This window comes from Flavobacterium limnophilum, assembly GCF_027111315.2.
Taxonomy (GTDB): domain Bacteria; phylum Bacteroidota; class Bacteroidia; order Flavobacteriales; family Flavobacteriaceae; genus Flavobacterium; species Flavobacterium limnophilum.
This window is the reverse complement of record NZ_CP114289.2, coordinates 1772364-1791253: the sequence shown is the minus strand read 5'-3', so window position 1 is coordinate 1791253 and position 18890 is coordinate 1772364. Positions and strand designations below refer to the sequence as shown.

The 18890-nt window shown below is 34.0% G+C and carries 11 protein-coding genes; 4 read left to right on the top strand and 7 right to left on the bottom strand.

What is annotated here, in order from left to right:
• Positions 1-193: 193 nt before the first annotated feature.
• The 6 genes from OZP13_RS07340 to OZP13_RS07315 form a co-directional block, all read right to left on the bottom strand.
• A complete protein-coding gene (locus OZP13_RS07340; RefSeq protein ID WP_281299190.1) occupies positions 194-2605 on the bottom strand; it encodes an AIPR family protein in 2412 nt (803 codons plus the stop codon).
• A gap of 1 nt (position 2606) precedes the next feature.
• On the bottom strand, positions 2607-3569 hold the full coding sequence (locus OZP13_RS07335; protein ID WP_281299189.1) for a PD-(D/E)XK motif protein: 963 nt from the start codon (positions 3567-3569) through the stop codon (positions 2607-2609).
• 5 nt (positions 3570-3574) lie between these two features.
• Complete coding sequence (locus OZP13_RS07330; protein WP_281299188.1) at positions 3575-6700, bottom strand: Z1 domain-containing protein; 3126 nt, start codon at positions 6698-6700, stop codon at positions 3575-3577.
• 4 nt (positions 6701-6704) lie between these two features.
• Complete coding sequence (locus OZP13_RS07325) at positions 6705-8234, bottom strand: ATP-binding protein (protein WP_281299187.1); 1530 nt, start codon at positions 8232-8234, stop codon at positions 6705-6707.
• Complete coding sequence (locus OZP13_RS07320; RefSeq protein WP_281299186.1) at positions 8218-9834, bottom strand: DNA cytosine methyltransferase; 1617 nt, start codon at positions 9832-9834, stop codon at positions 8218-8220. The genes OZP13_RS07325 and OZP13_RS07320 overlap by 17 nt, the downstream gene beginning before the upstream one ends.
• 356 nt (positions 9835-10190) lie before the next feature.
• A complete protein-coding gene (locus tag OZP13_RS07315) occupies positions 10191-10802 on the bottom strand; it encodes a hypothetical protein (protein WP_281299185.1) in 612 nt (203 codons plus the stop codon).
• A 905-nt stretch (positions 10803-11707) separates the two neighbouring features.
• Here OZP13_RS07315 and OZP13_RS07310 point away from each other — a divergent pair.
• The 4 genes from OZP13_RS07310 to OZP13_RS07295 all read left to right on the top strand — a co-directional run bounded on the left by OZP13_RS07310 (position 11708) and on the right by OZP13_RS07295 (position 16936).
• Complete coding sequence (locus tag OZP13_RS07310; protein ID WP_281299184.1) at positions 11708-12529, top strand: sulfide/dihydroorotate dehydrogenase-like FAD/NAD-binding protein; 822 nt, start codon at positions 11708-11710, stop codon at positions 12527-12529.
• A gap of 56 nt (positions 12530-12585) precedes the next feature.
• Positions 12586-14076, top strand: coding sequence for an NADPH-dependent glutamate synthase (gene gltA / locus OZP13_RS07305; RefSeq protein WP_281299183.1), 1491 nt, complete (start codon positions 12586-12588; stop codon positions 14074-14076).
• Between the two features lie 1597 nt (positions 14077-15673).
• Positions 15674-15967 carry a GIY-YIG nuclease family protein gene (locus OZP13_RS07300; RefSeq protein WP_269243629.1) on the top strand — a complete coding sequence of 98 codons (294 nt, stop codon included), beginning with the start codon at positions 15674-15676 and terminating at the stop codon, positions 15965-15967.
• A gap of 675 nt (positions 15968-16642) precedes the next feature.
• Positions 16643-16936 (top strand): GIY-YIG nuclease family protein, encoded by a 294-nt coding sequence (locus OZP13_RS07295; RefSeq protein ID WP_269243629.1) that lies wholly within the window; start codon positions 16643-16645, stop codon positions 16934-16936.
• An 879-nt stretch (positions 16937-17815) separates the two neighbouring features.
• Here the strand turns inward: OZP13_RS07295 and OZP13_RS07290 are convergent.
• The gene (locus tag OZP13_RS07290) at positions 17816-18670 is read right to left on the bottom strand and encodes a DUF3943 domain-containing protein (RefSeq protein ID WP_281299182.1); all 855 of its coding nucleotides are present in this window, start codon (positions 18668-18670) and stop codon (positions 17816-17818) included.
• Positions 18671-18890: the final 220 nt, after the last annotated feature.

Here is an 18890-nt window from a genome sequence, read left to right as displayed (position 1 = left end):
AATCGTCAATATCAATCTAATGGCTTGTAACCTTTGTCAAAGTTCAAAACTTTGACAAAGGTGGCAGTCTTTACAAATCTACCATAATCATACTGGTACTAGTTTCTCTCTTGTTAAAAAAAAATATTAGTCAGTAGGATATACTTTAAAGAACCATAATGTATAGAGAACAAATGCGAGAAATGTTCGAAAACTAATTTAAATTATTTAAAGATGAAACATAGTATGAAGCATAATATATCTGTTTAGTAGTTGGCGAAAAACCATCATTTAATGTTTTTCCTATTTCACTAAAAACAGAATCATATTTTATACCTTTTATTTTGGCAATGCTGCCTACTTTCTCAAAAACAGATATTACATTTTCAGATTTATCGATACAAGTATTATATTTCTTTAATACATAATTAAATGTTTCTTCCAATAATTTGTTGTTTTCATAATGTATTTTGTCAAATACTTCAGGATGATTGATTCTTATTTTTTGTAATATGTTTTCTTCAAAAGAAATTAAATCTGGAGTTAGATCTTCTTTTTGTTGAATTAAAGCAGAAATATTAGATAATTTGTTTTTCTCATTGTCTGTAAGATTATCCCATAATAAAGAATTTATTTTTTTGTAAAATTCAGTTGTTTTGGAATGAATCTCTATGTTGTCTTTTAGAGATTTAAAATCTACTTCTTTATTTTTTGAATTTGCCTTTAATTTTTTTTCCATTTCTTTTTTAGAAGCAGAATATTTTTCAAATATTTTTTGTGAGTTATTTGATTGAACGAATTCTAAAATTTCTTTTGAATTTGATATATCATCCCATAATTCTTTCTTTTTACTATATTCACCTAAATCATCACTTTTAGAATATTTTTTAATTAATTCATTAATGAGTATCATTAACTCCTTCAAATACTCAGACAATTCATTTCCTAGACCTTCAGCATTCCATACCTTATAAAGATCAAACATTCTGTCTCCCTTAGATCCATCAAAATATTTGTAAAGAATTGATAAAGAATAAGGTATTACGGCTGCTCTTATTTGTCCCATTGAATTTTTTCCTTGACCATAAATTTTTTCCAAATCTCTAAAAAGAATGATTTTGGCTATCAATGTCTCATAAAAATTTCGGTCAATTTCTAATGGTTTTTTCCCTGAACCATCCCCACCAATTTCTTCAATAAAATATCTGAATACTTTTTCTCCACCTTTTTTAACGATATATGGTTGATCTCCCCATGCTGTAAAATATTTTCCTAATTCTTCTTTACTAAATCTATGTTGTTTAGGGAATTCTTTTTCAATTCGTGCTTTTCCGGAACCTGCAATTCTTAATTTTGTATTGAAATCTCCCTTCGATTTTTCAAAGAACCACTTGCGTCCAGAAGGAGTAATTATGCTTTCAGATAAAGTTTTTAATTTAGTTAATTGTGGATTTCTCGAACGTAAATCAACATTTGAAACTTTAGATTGAGAATTAGAATATTGACTGATTTTTGATATTAAATCGTCTAGATTTTCTTCACTAACATCTTTTGCAACATTAATTTTGGCCATTACTTTTACTTTGTCAATGTTAAAGCCGTCTTTATTGGTGAAATAGATACTGGCTGTCGTTTGCCCCCCATTAACAATTTGAAAATCAGTAAGACTTTTTAAATAAGTTTTACCGTTTATTTCTTCGATTTCTTTACCTGTAGATGTCACGGTTATACCATTGTTGTAGGCGATGAATTTTTCTGGATTCAACCGTATCGTTTCCCTTATCCCTTGATTAACTCCTCTAAATTGCAAAAAAGACCTGACGTTTTTTTCTAATAGACGTGAACTATGTCTTTTATATAAATCTGCAAGAATTTTTGCAGGGAGTACGCATAAATAGGATTCAAAATTTAATTCATCAGCAGCTTTTATTACTTCAATTCTATTCTCAAAGTTTTCAAAATTTATGGTTAATGGCTCCCTATTTCCTTGAGATATTAGTACACTATAGAGAAAATTTAAATCAATTAGCCTTTTAATTATTAAAATATCTTTAGTTGCACTTACTTTATTTTTAGTAAATGATATTTTTAAATTATCATCTTCAAAGTCTAATCTTTTGGGTTGTGAAATATTTCCCCGTGTTGAAACAGTTGCGGTTGCCGAAATTAGAAATATTTCCACTACATCAAATTGGTCAATTCCATGTGAGGAAGAAATTTGAGAAATCAAGGCTTTGACAGGACTTGAATCTTGAATTTCATCATCAAAATGTCTTTTGATCGCTTTATTTAAAAATTTTGTTGCTCTATTAAATTGATTATCATAGTAATTTTTTTGACTAATTTTAAGATCATCATCCGTCTGAGTTATGTTAATAGAATCTTCATTTAATATAAATAATTGGAGTCTCTCTCCTGATTCATTAACAAGATATCCATTTATTTTAAGTTTTTCAGAATCATATTTATAGTAGGACTCATTGCATTCTTCAGAATCAATTAATTTTGCTTCCAGCATTGATGGTAATACCAAACTGATAAATGATGGTTCTGATATAAAACCATCCTCATCTCTTGTTTCATCTAATAAGTCTTTTCTGTATTTTAAATATTCTGAAATTTCCATTTTAAAAGTATAGTTCTGAGGTTATGAAATTATTTAATGCGCTAATTCTTAAGTCATATTTTACGTTACTTATTTCCTTCGAAATATTTGATTTTACAATCTTTGGAAAGCTTAAACTTGTACAATTAAATGTAATTTGGTTGATAGGCTTAAACAAATAGTTATCATAGAGACTTACATTTTTTAAATCAATGCTTTTCATATTTAGTGCTTTTAGAAATAAAGTATAATCACCTGATTTTATTTGAATTTTATTTTTAATTTCATTTATGAGAAATTGTAAAGTGTACCCTTCATTCTCGATAACAGAAATGACAACTAACTCTATTGCTTTATCTAAATTCTTTTCTAATTGATATTCACTTGATATCGTAATGTCGAGTTTAGATTCTATTTTTGTTTTAACTTCAACATCTTTCCGGTCGAATGTGAAATCATGTCTCTTGTCAAATGGCCCAGTCCAACTATTTAATATATCATTTACGTTTGTTAACTCAACATTATCAATATAAGACTTCAATAAAAATAACTCACCAAATAACCCCTTTATAATTTCTAATGAAAGCATTGATGAGTTTTTATCGTTAAAAAATTCACTCCACTTATAAAAAGTTTGGATGAATTCTTTCGAATAATTATCAACATCTGATAAGTCTTTAATTCTATTATACATTGAAATTATTAAATCGTCAAACAGTTCATAGAAAGTATTATCAATTAATTTTAAAACTATGTAATTAGTTTCAGGGAAAAATTCAATAGATAAGTTTTCTTTTATTGTTGCTTTAAAATTTACATTATGCTTTTTAGGCAAAGACAGAATTAAACACCTGTTTGCATCTTTATTTATTCCTAAGTATAAAACTGATTTGCACTCAGGAGTAAGAATAACTGATTTATAACCTTTGGTTATTTCTCTTTGGGTAATAATATCCCATTTGAACTGAAGGTTTTTAATATTCATATTAATTATTCGTTACTATCATCTGGAATTTCAGAATCGGATTCATCAATGTCACTTTCTTCATCATCAATATTATAATCTCCTTTTACATATATACCTCCCGGATCTGGTTCAATTGGGGGGAAACCTATAGCATAACCGACTAAAGGAATTTTCAAATCATAATTATTATCTACAACCATTTGTATTAATTTTTCAGGTTGTTCATTATCATTAACACGGAATACTTTTGCAGTATCAAACAAATATATTACTAATAAACCTTCTTGGTCAGACATTCTCTCTCTATAAACTCGCTCTGGAATAGTTTTCTTTTTAGCTAATTCCATTGCCTCATCTTCAGACAAATTAGGGTTCTTTTTTAAAATTAAATTTTTCTGTTCTATATGAAAAACCTCCTCGGCTTGTACAATTTGAGATTCAGAAAGCAGAATAGAAAAGTCTCTACCTCCGGAAATAATATTTGCCGACTTTCCAGAAGCTTTAAATTTTTTATTTTCTACAAAATAATTAACATCATTATCATTTGTTGGACCTCTCCTTATTGAAAGATCTACTCCGTAAGGTTCATTCAAATTAAAGCTTTCTAATTTTGAGCTACGTCCAGTTGTTTTAAGTGCTACAGTCCAGTTGTTTAGTAAGTTTTTTTCTCGACTTAATTGTAGAAACATAATCATACTTTTTCTTGAATCTTCATCAAAATTGTTTTCCAAAGAAAGTATATTGATAATACCTTGGATGTCCGTCTTATATTTGATAAAACCTGAATTGCTAGATTCTGAAAATTTAGGAGCTATATTTTCCTTGAACGCTTTCCAAACTCTATTTATTTTTTCTTTTTCAATATTAAATACTGTTGTTTGCTCTAATTCATCCTGATAAGACCACTTGACTTCATTAGTTAATTTTAAGATTGAAGGCCTTGTAATTTTTAAAGTTCCTGGATGTTTTCTAACTCTTAAGACAAAATTATTTGGTGTTTTATTTTTTGCTTCCATTTTCCGGAATTCAACTTCTAACTCTTCAATTGTTCGGGTTGTTGAATCGAACTTGTCTTTGGAATCTTGTGTTGTGAAAAGTTTACAGCAATCTAAATATCCTGGTCTATACCCAAACCATCTTCCCATTTGAAGTAAAGTATCGGAATAATCCGTCGATCTAATGAAATAATTTATAGTTAACCCCTCTAATGTAAAACCACGAGACAATCTATTTCCGCCAACAGCAATTATTTTTTTTGGATAATTTTTCGGATATTCCAAACTATCTTTTGTAATGCTATTGATAGCTTTTACTTCAATACCATTAATAGCCTCTGGTAAATATTTTTTTAAAGATTCATAGGTTATAGGTATTAAAAATTCATCGTGATAACCCTTTGGAAGATAGGATTCTATTGATTCAATTATATGTGAATAATATTTATACCAAATTTGTTCAAGTTCGCCGAATACTGATTCAGGTTTTGTATGGGTTTCGTTTTCAATTTTACTTTGTAAATTATTGACATAATCTCTCAATAAATCTCTAGTCGTATTCTGCCATAATGAAAATCTTGAAATATGAATTAGCATTGTATGATGTGGCATATATGATGCTGAATATATCATTTTTTGCTTTCTACTTTCACGAACAGCTATTGACAAAATGAAACACATTACACTATCCGTTAATGATTTTGGAATAGTTTTAGGGAAGTTATCACCAGTTTTACTGGCTCTTGTTGAGCTTATATAATCTTTATAATTTTCATAGCTTAAATATCCACCATTTTCTTCAAATTCATCTTTAGTACGGAAACTTTGTACTCCCATTAATGTTTCTTTGTCAATTCTTGATGGAAACTCTGTTATATTATCAGCAACAATTTCAATTAGGGGAATCTTACTTTTTGCCTTATTCTCAATTGGTTCAAAAGTTTCAAAAATTTGTTTTGCTCCAATATAGTTGGATGGTGGATTAAGTAAAACTATAAAGTCATCAGGAAAAATATTATCAACTTGCGAAAGATGTTTTTCCTCATTCTCACCTTTTAATTTATATCCTACTTTCCATTTATTCTCGGGTACCTCATTTCGATCTTGAAGAACATTTGCAAATGGTGTAGCTGTATAACCCAAATATGTTTTTCTTGTAAATAAATCTAAAAGCGCCCTAATATGTCCATTTGTTTTAGAAGCATATTCTCTACCTTTTGCGCCTTCGTTATTAAGAGAAGCATTATCAGCCTCATCATCAAGAATTAATAGAGGAATATTGTGGCGGTCCTTATTTTCTTCAAGATAATCGTGAAGCCAAACAATCAAATTTCTTAGTACACTTACATTCTTTTTACAAACTAAAACATTCGTATGGTCAATTGAGAAATCTGCATCTATTAATGATTTATTAAAGTCCGATTTATAAGAAGTAATTCCAAAAACTTGGTTTACTGATGTATCGCCTTGATTCCCAAAACGAGTTATTTTGCCTACACCTTTTACACCTTTTGTTTCTGAAGTTATATCAATTATACCTGTACCTATTACATCGCTTTCTATTCTTAATTGTGTCTGACTTCTAAGGTCTTCCATTATACCTGAAAGAACAATTATTAAACCATATCCAGAGTCAATTGATCTGTTTATAACTGCATTAAAATTACCGGTTTTCCCAGATTGCACACTTCCAACAACTAATCCTTTAACGTAAAATGGGGTGTCGGATTTTGGATCCCCCATTTTTTCTAATATTTCATAACTTGAGTTAATGGTTTCATTGACAACTTTTTCAGAACGACCAGAATTTTCTAATAATGTAAAATAACGTTTACTGTAATTCCATTCAATTTTATCTTTTCGTTCAGATGTTAACCAAGTTTTAAAACCTTCTTTAGTTAAACAATTACTTGGGTCAATGTCAATTGGATTGTTTGAAAGATATTCTTTAACTGCTATTTCATAATAGTTTTTTAGGGTAGTTTCATCTACTTCAGGATATTGAAACATATTAGAAACTAAAATTATATTCTCTTTAATTTCAGGGAATAAATTAATGAAGTAAGTTGGGTTTAAAGTATTTTCTTTTGAGTACTCTGAAGCTTTTCCAGATATTATTTTTTTAATTACTTCAATATATTTATTGTTATTCATAATTTTAATTTAATAATTGTTTAATCTCTTCAGGAAGAGATGATTCTTCAAAACCGAGTCCTGGTAAAATGTCTTTTTTAATTTGCTCAGATGAAAACCCATTTTTTTTAAGTGCAGTCAATGAAATGATTATGTCATTGACTGACAGACCATCTTTTTCTTCAAGATTTAAGAAAGTAGTTTCCTCATGGTTTTGTCTAATTTTATTTATTGAAGTATTTATCATTCTTAATACAAGATTAAACTTAGCAGCTTGTTCTTTTGATAATTCCTTTTTTATTTCCTTTAACAATGGGAATTCAATGTTTAATTCAAGTAAAACACCTCTATTGGAAGACTTTCTTTCAAATAAAGTTTCTCTATTTTGTTGACCATTATTTGAAAAATCTCTAATCCCTCTATTAAAAAATTCTTTTTCAGCTTCTAGTTTTAATTCGTCAATATATCTTTCAAAAGCTTTCTTTAAATCATGTGGTATTACAATTTGAGATTTTGCGACATTTAAATGAAGAAGATGATCTACGCTGTTTCCAATTTCAACCCGCAATCTTGCAAGTTGCAATCTTGGGGCTTTTTTGATAAGACCATTCCATCCGCCAAATAAGATAATCCTATCGGCTCTATAAATATAGATGCCTTCCATATCCATTAAGCCTCGGTTTTTAGTAGTCCAATTGGTTAACCCTTTTTTTGATTCGTCAATACTTCTGGACGGCAATACAAAGCCTTCAATTTTTATTGTGTCAGTACTGAAGTTTCTTTGTTTGTATGCGATGGGACGAAAATCAGATTCGTAGGTAGGAAATGGATTAAAAGGACTTAAGATTTTATTGTTGATCCGTATATTAATTGGATCCTTATCTCTTTCCATAAATTTGTGAAAGACTAGTGACAAATAATCAGATGTAACTTCGGTTATTTCTTTTTTTAATGCATTTTGTCTATTTTCTTCTTCCAAATAATTTTCAAACTTGTAAAGACCATTCCATATAACAATTGTATTTGCTTCGAAAGATTCAAATTGCCCAAGAAATGCATTACTTAATTCTCTATAATCAGCGACCAATTTTTCTATTTCGTCTTGAGAATTAACAATTAGCCTCCATTTCTTTTCTTTTTTTAAATACTCAACATCCCAAGTTCTTCCTGAATATTTTTCTTCACCTTTTTTTCTTGACAATACTGTAAAGCATCTTGTTTGTGAAAAAGAGGCTGTTTTCATTCCTAGTCCAAATCTTCCTAAATCTAGGCCATCTCTAATGTATTCAGGGGAATTACTTGGAAATTGCATACTTGATTTTAAAGTATTTTCATCCATTCCTAGACCATTATCAGCAAGAAAAAGTTTGAATGGTTCTTCATTCATTTTAATTAAAACTTCTATTTTATCAGCTTTTGCAGAAATAGAATTATCCATTAAATCAGCCAGAGAAGTTTCAAGACTATAGCCTTGCTCTGCTATTGATTTAATTAAATACTCAGGATTCGGTGAAGCATCTTCACATACAATGTTGGTGTTAATTTGAATCCCCATTAATTCTTTTTTTTGTAAATATTTCAGAAACTATTTCTGCAATCTGATAAGCCAAATAAGGTGGAACCGCATTACCCACTTGATGATATTGTGCTGTTCTAGGACCACAAAACAAATAATTATCGGGAAATGTTTGAATCCTGGCAGCTTCCCTGACGGTTAAACTTCTGCATTGGTCAGGATCATAATGAATGAAATAATGACCATCTTTTGAAATGTGGCTTGTAACGGTTGTTGCAGCACAATCCGGCATTTGAACACGAAATCGATCAGCAAATTTTCCGCTAGTCGCACTTTCATGATCTGGCATCAACGCATCACTATAAGTTTCATAGTCTTTAAGTCTCGGGAATCGTTTGTGTTTTTCAGCATAAGTACTGGCGAAAAGATACCTCTTTAGATCTTCAACTAAGTGAGATCTGGTTTCATGGTTGCAAACACCTTTTAAACTTTCATCTTTAAACCACTGATGTAAGGGATTTTCAAGCGATGGAGTTTCAAATTCTAAATATTCAGAACCCAGACCATAGGAAGTCACTTTTATTTTATTGAAATGTTGTTTAGAATCAAAACCGTTCCAAGTTGACATTTCTTTTTTGAAAGCATTTATTTTATTTTCCCAATTTTCATCTGAATCTACTTCATTTTTATACTCTCTTTTCTTAAATCCATTTACGGTCTTACTTGAAATAATTGACCTGCCCAATCCACTTCTCAACTTTGGCAAATCTCCTATAACACTTGATAAATTAGTTTCTTTTAAGCCTAGAGTTAATGTTGCAGGTAGAACATTTACATCTTCTCTAATACCCAGGAGTATTACCCTGTGCCTTTTCTGTGGAATCTTATATTTTTCAGATTGAATTAAGAAGTCTCTGTTATCCTTATAAACAGGATTTCCAGATGCATCAATACTTTCAGGTTCTGTTGAAAGTGAGAATATTTTATATTTTGGAGCTTTTGTTTTTTTAAATACTGTAGAAGGATTCCGGAGATCGTTTAAAATCCAATCAAAGACTTTTTCTTCGTTAACTTTTGCAGATAATAGTCCTTTAACATTTTCCATAACGAAAACAGTAGGATGATGAACTGCAATAATTCTTAAATATTCTTTGTATAAATAAACTCTATGGTCTTCATCATCTATACCACCAACTCTTGATCTTCCGGCTAAAGAAAAAGCTTGGCAAGGAGGCCCTCCAATCAAAAGCCAGTCTTTACTTTCGTTTAAAGATTCTTTTATTCTTTTGTCAATTGCAGAAGATGGAAAAGCTTCATTACCTAATTCTGCTTTCCAAGCTTCATTTTTTGCTTCTAATGCTTCTTTAGGGTATTTGTCAAATAAGTCAGAAATTAATATTTCTCTTTGTTGTATGTTTTTTTCTTTTAAAACATCATAATATTCAGGGGGTAATTTATCAGTATTAAATTTTCTAAAAAAACTTCTTAATTCTAGTGTTTTATGAGCTTCGTTATCTTTTTCGATGGATAGTTTAATATCAAAAACTTTATCACTTTTGTTTAGGACAGAAGAAAAACCTTCTCCTAAGCCACCAGGTCCAGCGAATAAATCAATTATGGGAATTTTTATATTTTTCATAATTCTGTCCCACTTAATGTGAGGTTAAAATGGTATTTACATTGAATGTAAATCTATAAATTTAAAAATGAATAACCTACTCAAAAACTGACATATTGTAGAATAATTACTATAAATTAATCAGTGTTTTTGAATTAGGTTTTTTGCTTATTATTTCCCAAAACTAAACATACTAAACCATTCTATTTTACGGTTTCCCTCATTTTGCATAAAATCTTTTCAATCAGTTTGGAGAAAGTAGATTTTTTGCACAACCGCACGACCACATTTCGCCAAAAAAGTTTTCAATCGGTTTTGGGAAAGAATATTTTTTCCACAACTCCCAAACAGATAACCCACAACCGAAAACCGATAACTCACAACCGACAGCCTACCACCTCCATCACCACGCTTCCCTCACTCTTCAAAGGATAAAACTGCCCATTCACTTCTTGTACAAACCGCGCCAAAACCACGCCTACTTGCATTCCTTCTGTGTCGGTAGGAGCGGGAGCGGGGATGAAAATAGTGCCGGCATCGGCAGGACTTAAATAGATCGTCTCGCTGGAACGAAAAGAAGAAGTCTGTTGCGTAAAATCAAGACTCGAATATCCAATTTGCAACGAAAGATGCGTCGCACCGGCAGGAAAGGAAACCCGTTGGCCCTCAAAATCGGGCAGACTCAATCCGCTCGCCCAATCAAAAACAACAGCCTGCCGCAACACGCCCTCCAATCGCGAACCCGAAGTCAATAAATAAGGGTTCAGCAAGCCTTGTCCCGCCGCCGTTTGCAGTCCGCCAAAAACCGTTCGCGAACCACGAACCGCTAGAGTATCCAAACTCTTGATTTGGGTAAACAAACTGATCAAGCGTTGGTGCAAAGTCCCATCCTTGAAAGTGCCCAAAAAAGGCTGCAATCCCTTTTTGAAAAATTGCACCGACTGCATGCAACCCTTGAATTCCGAGCCGTTCTCCCGGACACGTTGCATGCTCGCCTTCGTCCGGATGGCCTCGCCATTAAAACCGCCACCGGCTGCGCGCGCAATAGGCTCGCCTTGAAGTTTGTAAAAATTTATTCCCCCAACGGTGCCTTTTAGTTCGATAATGCTTTTAACTTTTGCCATTTGTCGTGAATTAAGATAGTATGGGGACAAAGGTAATATTAAAAAAGGATATATGGTTACTATATGGCGAATATATTACTAATTTATGATAAATGTATAGTAAGGTTATGGTAAGGTTATAGTAACCTTATAGTAACATTATAGTAAGTATGTAGTAATATTGATATAGGGAAAGGGTATACTAAACTCCCAAAAACACCAAATAAACCAAGACCCAAAACCATTCCTCCAAAAGCAATGGTTTCAATTCTAAAAACAGTACAATCCCCTCGCTCCAAGAGTTCGAAATCAAGCCTAATAGTGCAGGATGCTTCTTCAATAAAAAAACAGGAATTTTGGTTGGCGAAAGTGCGTTGGGAGAGCTACTTTTTTCGATTCCGGTTGGGACAGTTTCCAGCGCAAAGGTTTTCGTAAAAAATAGTTTTCCATTTAGCCTAAAATTAACGATATTTTTAACATATACGCCCCCTGCTGTTATAATCCATAAAGGCTGTTTGGGATATAATCCATAAATTCGTGCTGTAAAATAGGGGTATAATTGTATTATCCGTAAAATAGGGTATCTTAAATTATCGATTCCAACAGAATGTGATGAAGGAGAATTTTAAATGATGATAAATCTAAAAACGGAATAATATGGGAACTTAGGAAAAAGAATTGAAATGCATTTCATTTTTTAGTTGTGTTTCTAGCCGGCACCGGGCGAAGACGAACTGTGTTAATAATCAAACAAATTAAATTACACCCTACGGGGTTTATCTATATAAAATATGTTCAAAATAGTAGAAAAAGAATTTCTTTCAGAAAACGTGGCAAGATTGGTCATCGAAGCACCCTACATTGCCAAAAGTCGCAAAGCAGGTCATTTCATCATTTTAAGAATAGATGAAAACGGGGAAAGAATCCCGCTAACCATTGCCGATGCCGATACCGAAAAAGGTACCATTACCCTGTATGTGCAACGAGTGGGCGTGTCCTCGCACAAACTCTGCGCCATGAATGCCGGCGATAAACTGGCGGGCGTGGTAGGCCCATTGGGAACCGCCACCCACATAGCCAAAGTGGGAACCATTTTATGTGCCGGGGGAGGCGTGGGCGTGGCTCCATTATTCCCGATTGTCCAAGCGATGAAACTGGCCGGAAACAGGGTGATAACCGTTATTGCCGCCCGAAGCAAGGAACTGATCATTCTGGAAGACAAAATGAGGGAGTACTCGGACGAACTCATCATCATGACCGACGACGGTTCCAAAGGCACAAAAGGCTTGATAACCCAAGGAATGGAAGAAGTAATCCTCAGGGAGAAAATAGACGAAGCCATGGTCATTGGCCCGACCATAATGATGAAGCACGCGGCCTTGACTACCAAGAAATACAACATCCCAACGCAAGCAAGTTTAAACACCATCATGGTGGACGGAACGGGAATGTGCGGGGCTTGCAGGGTAACCGTGGGAGGCAAAACAGAGTTTGTCTGTGTCGACGGCCCGGAATTCGATGCCCACGAAGTCAATTTCGACGAAATGATGAACAGGCTCAACACCTACAAAAAGAAGGAATCAAAATGTTATAGAGAATACCTGGAGGAATAAGTCTCCCCAAAATTGGAATAATGATAAAAAGGCTTGTCCTTTAAAATAAGCATAAAATGGAATCAGAATTAAACAAGGAATTTTATAAAAACGAACGCAAAGCCGAGTGGCGAGACAAGTTGCGCAAAGAAATAAAAAGCAAGGATCGCACCCAGATTCCAAAAATCCACATGATCGAGGAAGACCCGCTGGTGCGAAACAAAAGCCATATGGAGGTAAACAAGGGATTGACGCTGGAATTGGCATTGCAGGAGTCCCGCCGTTGCCTGGATTGCGTGGCTCCTACTTGCGTGGACGGTTGTCCCGTGGGCACCAACATCCCAAAATTCATAAAATACATCGAAGCAGGCGACATCCTGGGTGCGGCCAAAGTGCTGAAGGAAAACAATTCCTTGCCGGCCATTTGCGGCAGGGTGTGTCCGCAGGAAGTGCAATGCGAAGCCCAATGTGTCTATGTCAAAAAATTGAAAGGCGAAGGATCGGCAATCGGACACCTCGAAAGGTTTGCGGCCGATTATGAACGGGAAAGTGGAACAGTTTCCCTACCTGAAATTGCGGAATCCAACGGCATAAAAATAGCGGTCATTGGCTCGGGGCCAGCAGGATTGACCGTTGCCGGCGAATTGGCCAAAATGGGCTACGACGTCACGGTCTTCGAAGCACTGCACAACCTGGGAGGGGTGTTAAATTATGGAATCCCCGAGTTCAGGTTGCCCAAATCAATTGTCGACTTCGAAATCAATTCCATCAGGCAGATGGGCGTTAAATTTGTTACCGATTTCATCGTGGGAAAAACAGCCACCATCGACGATTTGAAGGAAGAAGGTTTTGTGGCCTTTTTTATTGCCAGTGGAGCAGGCTTGCCTAATTTCATGAACATCCCCGGCGAAAACTTTAGCGGAATACAGAGTGCCAACGAATTCCTGACCCGCGTAAACCTGATGGGCGGTGCCGACGATCGTTTTGACACCCCGGTACATGCAGGAAAGAACGTGGTGATAATAGGTGGAGGAAACACTGCCATGGACTCCGTGAGAACGGCCAAACGTTTGGGTGCCGACCATGCAATGATTATTTACAGACGTTCCCAGGAAGAAATGCCCGCCCGTGCCGAAGAAATCAAACACGCCATCGAAGAGGGAATAGAATTTGTCACCTTGACCACTCCCATCGAATATTTTGCGGACGAAAATGGGCACGTAAACAAAATGAGGGTTCAAAAAATGGGATTGGGCGAACCGGACGAATCCGGCAGAAGACGTCCAATGCCTGTCGAAGGATCGGAATACGACATCGAAGTGGACAGCGTAATCATTGCCGTTGGAGTGTCTTCCAACCCCATTATCCAGAAAAGCATGCCCGAATTGGAAGTAACCAAGTGGAACACCATCAAGGTCGATGACAACATGATGACCTCCATCCCCGGACTTTTTGCCGGAGGCGACATCGTAAGAGGTGGAGCAACCGTTATCCTGGCCATGGGAGATGGAAGAAAAGCCGCTGCTGGAATCCACGCTTACGCACAAAAACTGGTTCCGGCTGAATAACTATATCGTTTAGAAATATAATTCAGTCCTATTGTCAGTTCGAGCGCAATGCCATTGAGCTAATGATTTCGTCCTTCGTCTGTTCGAGTTAGGGGTTTCATTCTAAAAAAAAGCAATAAAAAATGACGTTAGTAGCTTATCGTCAGTTCGAGGTAGAATTTATTCTAAAAAACAATAAAAAATGATGTTAGTAGCTTATCGTCAGTTCGAGTGAATTTTCAAAAAAATGCGAATAGCTTTTTTAGAAAATTTGTATCGAGAACTATTTTTATTAAAAAAGTCAATAGTTCAATGTAGAATTTATTCTAATAAAACAATATAAAATGACGTTAGTAGCGTATCGTCAGTTCGAGTGAATTTTCTAAAAATGCGAATAGCTTTTTTAGAAAATTTGTATCGAGAACCCCTTGTCTAGAAACTTCTCGATACAATTTTGAATAGTAAAGCTGTCGCATTACCATTCAAAATCACTCGAAGAGACGGATGGGTTTAAATAAAAGGAAAAATGATAATCGCTCGTCAGTTCGAGTGATTTTTAAAGCCAGATAAATGTGGATTGAATTAAAATAAATGTAATGCTTTAAAAATTGTATCGAGAACCCTTTGTCTAGAAACTTCTCGATACAATTTTGAATAATAAAGCTGTCGCATTACTATTCAAAATCACTCGAAGAGACGGATGGGTTTAAATAAAAGGAAAAATGATAATCGCTCGTCAGTTCGAGTGATTTTTAAAGCCATATAAATGTGGATTGAATTAAAATAAATGTAATGCTTTAAAAATTGTATCGAGAACCCTGCTAGTCAATACGCTTCTCGATACAATTTTGAATAGTAAAGCTGTCGCATTACTGTTCAAAATCACTCGAAGAGACAGATGGGTTTAAATAAAAGGAAAAATGATAATCGCTCGTCAGTTCGAGTGATTTTTAAAGCCAGATAAATGTGGATTGAATTAAAATAAATGTAATGCTTTAAAAATTGTATCGAGAACCCTGCTAGTCAATACGCTTCTCGATACAATTTTGAATAGTAAAGCTGTCGCATTACTATTCAAAATCACTCGAAGTGACGGTTTTTTTTGAAGAAAGAATATTAATACCAACTCGTCAGTTCGAGTGATTTTTAAAGCCAGATAAATGTGGATTGAATTAAAATAAATGTAATGCTTTAAAAATTGTATCGAGAACCCTGCTAGTCAATACGCTTCTCGATACAATTTTGAATAGTAAAGCTGTCGCATTACCATTCAAAATCACTCGAAGAGACGGATGGGTTTAAATAAAAGGAAAAATGATAATCGCTCGTCAGTTCGAGTGATTTTTAAAGCCATATAAATGTGGATTGAATTAAAATAAATGTAATGCTTTAAAAATTGTATCGAGAACCCTTCGTCTAGGAGCTTCTCAATACAATTTTGAATAGTAAAGCTGTCGCATTACTGTTCAAAATCACTCGAAGTGACGGTTTTTTTTTGAAGAAAGAATATTAATACCAACTCGTCAGTTCGAGTGATTTTTAAAGCCAGACAAATGTTGATGAATAAAAAAGCGTAATGCTTTAAAAATTGTATCGAGAACTATTTATTAAAACAATTATGAAACAGTCTTATGTTTATATTTTAAAATGTTCTGATAATTCCTATTATACTGGAGTTACAAGTAATTTGACCCAAAGATTTTTTCAACACGAAACTGGTTTTTATCCTGATTGCTATACTGCCAGTCGAAGACCTGTCGAATTGGTTTATTATTGTGAGTTTACAGATATTAATTTTGCCATTGACATTGAGAAGAAAATTAAAAAATGGTCAAGAGCAAAAAAAGAAGCACTGATTAATGAAGAGTTCGATAAACTGCCTAATTTAGCAAAGAAGAAGTTTAATAAGTAATATCGTCTGTTCGAGTTAGGGGTTTTATTCTAAAAAAAACAATAAAAAATGACGTTAGTAGCTTATCGTCAGTTCGATTGTCCCGATGCAACCGCAATCGGGATGTATCGAGAACCCCTTGTCTAGAAACTTCTCGATACAATTTTGAATAATAAAGCTGTCGCATTACCATTCAAAATCACTCGAAGAGACGGATGGGTTTAAATAAAAGGAAAAATGATAATCGCTCGTCAGTTCGAGTGAATTTTCTAAAAATGCGAATAGCTTTTTTAGAAAATTTGTATCGAGAACCCTTCGTCTAGGAGCTTCTCGATACAATTTTGAATAGTAAAGCTGTCTCATTACTATTCAAAATCACTCGAAGAGACGGATGGGTTTAAATAAAAGGAAAAATGATAATCGCTCGTCAGTTCGAGTGAATTTTCTAAAAATGCGAATAGCTTTTTTAGAAAATTTGTATCGAGAACCCCTTGTCTAGAAACTTCTCGATACAATTTTGAATAGTAAAGCTGTCGCATTACTATTCAAAATCACTCGAAGTGACGGTTTTTTTTGAAGAAAGAATATTAATACCAACTCGTCAGTTCGAGTGATTTTTAAAGCCAGACAAATGTTGATGAATAAAAAAGCGTAATGCTTTAAAAATTGTATCGAGAACTATTTATTAAAACAATTATGAAACAGTCTTATGTTTATATTTTAAAATGTTCTGATAATTCCTATTATACTGGAGTTACAAGTAATTTGACCCAAAGATTTTTTCAACACGAAACTGGTTTTTATCCTGATTGCTATACTGCCAGTCGAAGACCTGTCGAATTGGTTTATTATTGTGAGTTTACAGATATTAATTTTGCCATTGACATTGAGAAGAAAATTAAAAAATGGTCAAGAGCAAAAAAAGAAGCACTGATTAATGAAGAGTTCGATAAACTGCCTAATTTAGCAAAGAAGAAGTTTAATAAGTAATATCGTCTGTTCGAGTTAGGGGTTTTATTCTAAAAAAAAACAATATATGATGACGTTAGCAGCTTATCGTCAGTTCGAGTGAATTTTCTAAAAATGCGAATAGCTTTTTTAGAAAATTTGTATCTTATCGTCAGTTCGAGTGAATTTTCTAAAAATGCGAATAGCTTTTTTGGAAAATTTGTATCGAGAACCCTTCGTCTAGGAGCTTCTCGATACAATTTCAAATAATAAAGCTGTCGCATTACTATTCAAAATCACTCGAAGAGACAGATGGGTTTAAATAAAAGGAAAAATGATAATCGCTCGTCAGTTCGAGTGATTTTTAAAGCCAGATAAATGTGGATTGAATTAAAATAAATGCAATGCTTTAAAAATTGTATCGAGAACCCTGCTAGTCAATACGCTTCTCGATACAATTTTGAATAGTAAAGCTGTCGCATTACTGTTCAAAATCACTCGAAGAGACAGATGGGTTTAAATAAAAGGAAAAATGATAATCGCTCGTCAGTTCGAGTGAATTTTCTAAAAATGCGAATAGCTTTTTTGGAAAATTTGTATCGAGAACCCTTCGTCTAGGAGCTTCTCGATACAATTTCAAATAGTAAAGCTGTCGCATTACCATTTAAAATCACTCGAAGAGACGAGTATGATTTATGATGTAAAATTTTTTGATTAGCAAATAAGTAATATCGTCAGTTCGAGTGTTTTTTGTGGAGAGAAACGGAACAAAAAATGTATCGAGAACCGTTAAAAGAAGAACTTTTTTGGAATAGCACGGCATTAATCAAAAACGAAGAAACCGTCCCGACATTAAATTATCGGGACGGTTTCTTTTGTTTTGTGGGATTGCAATTGCATGGGGGGATACCCCGGATTAAACTAAAAACTGGCCGAGAAATTCACTCCCCAAACAGGAGTTTTTGAGAATTGATTCACGCCAACAGGAGCAATGTTCATTTGGGTTTTCACCTTCGATTGGTATCCAAAACCATCCAAAATGGTATTGAAGGGATCCATCAAAACCAAGGCGGTATATCCCAAAGCTTTTGATTTCAATATTTTATGGTCGTGTCTTAGAATTGATTTCTTGGCATAAAAAAAGCCTTCACCCACTACGGAGCCTAGAACGGGAGTTATGATGAGGTCTTGAATCGAAGGTATTTCCGCGAAAGCTTCGATGCCGTATTCCCAAAAGAAGGTCGACATGATGGCCGAATAACCAAAAGATTCAAATATGCTGAAACCACTGCTACGGGCGGTCATATAATAAATTCCTCCGCAATAGGGATGCGTGATGTAGTTTAATACCCAATCGTCTTCATCCCAAACGGGGCCTGCTTTTACGTTTTCTTTCCATTTCCATAAAATACCTTTTTCTTTCATCTCTTCTTTATCCCAATTGGTGACGCTTTCCGGCATGGCCCAAAGAACGCCAAAAGCAACAACGGTGGCGCCTACATAAATACAGGAGTTGTAGCCCAATCGTCTATAATCTTTGAATGGAGGTGGGTAGGCAATGGAAGTGTTCTTTTGAAGTGGCGCAACAGAGTCTAGTTGTGTTTTAACAGTGTCCACAAGAACTTCATTGGCTACGGTTGAATGAATGGAAGAACTGTCGACGGCGATTGGCGGAGTCGGACTTTCTAAAACAGGGGAAGCAGGCTCTTGTGCAAAAGCGACAGTGCAGGTCAGTAGCAATAAAAAGCAGTGTACAAAGGTCTTAATAGGAATCATAATTAAGGGAAAAACATAAAAAGACAATTTTAAATTTTAAGAATTGGCATTGTGTTTGAAAAGCAAAGCTTAAAAAAAAATGGCAGTTATGAATTTGAATGGTTTGGTTTCTAAAATAATCGACGGCAAATGTAGTTATATATAACTCTTCATAAAAATATTTGTTAAAAAAATCCCAATTGATTTAATTTCCTATTTAATGGGAAAATGTAAAAAATCG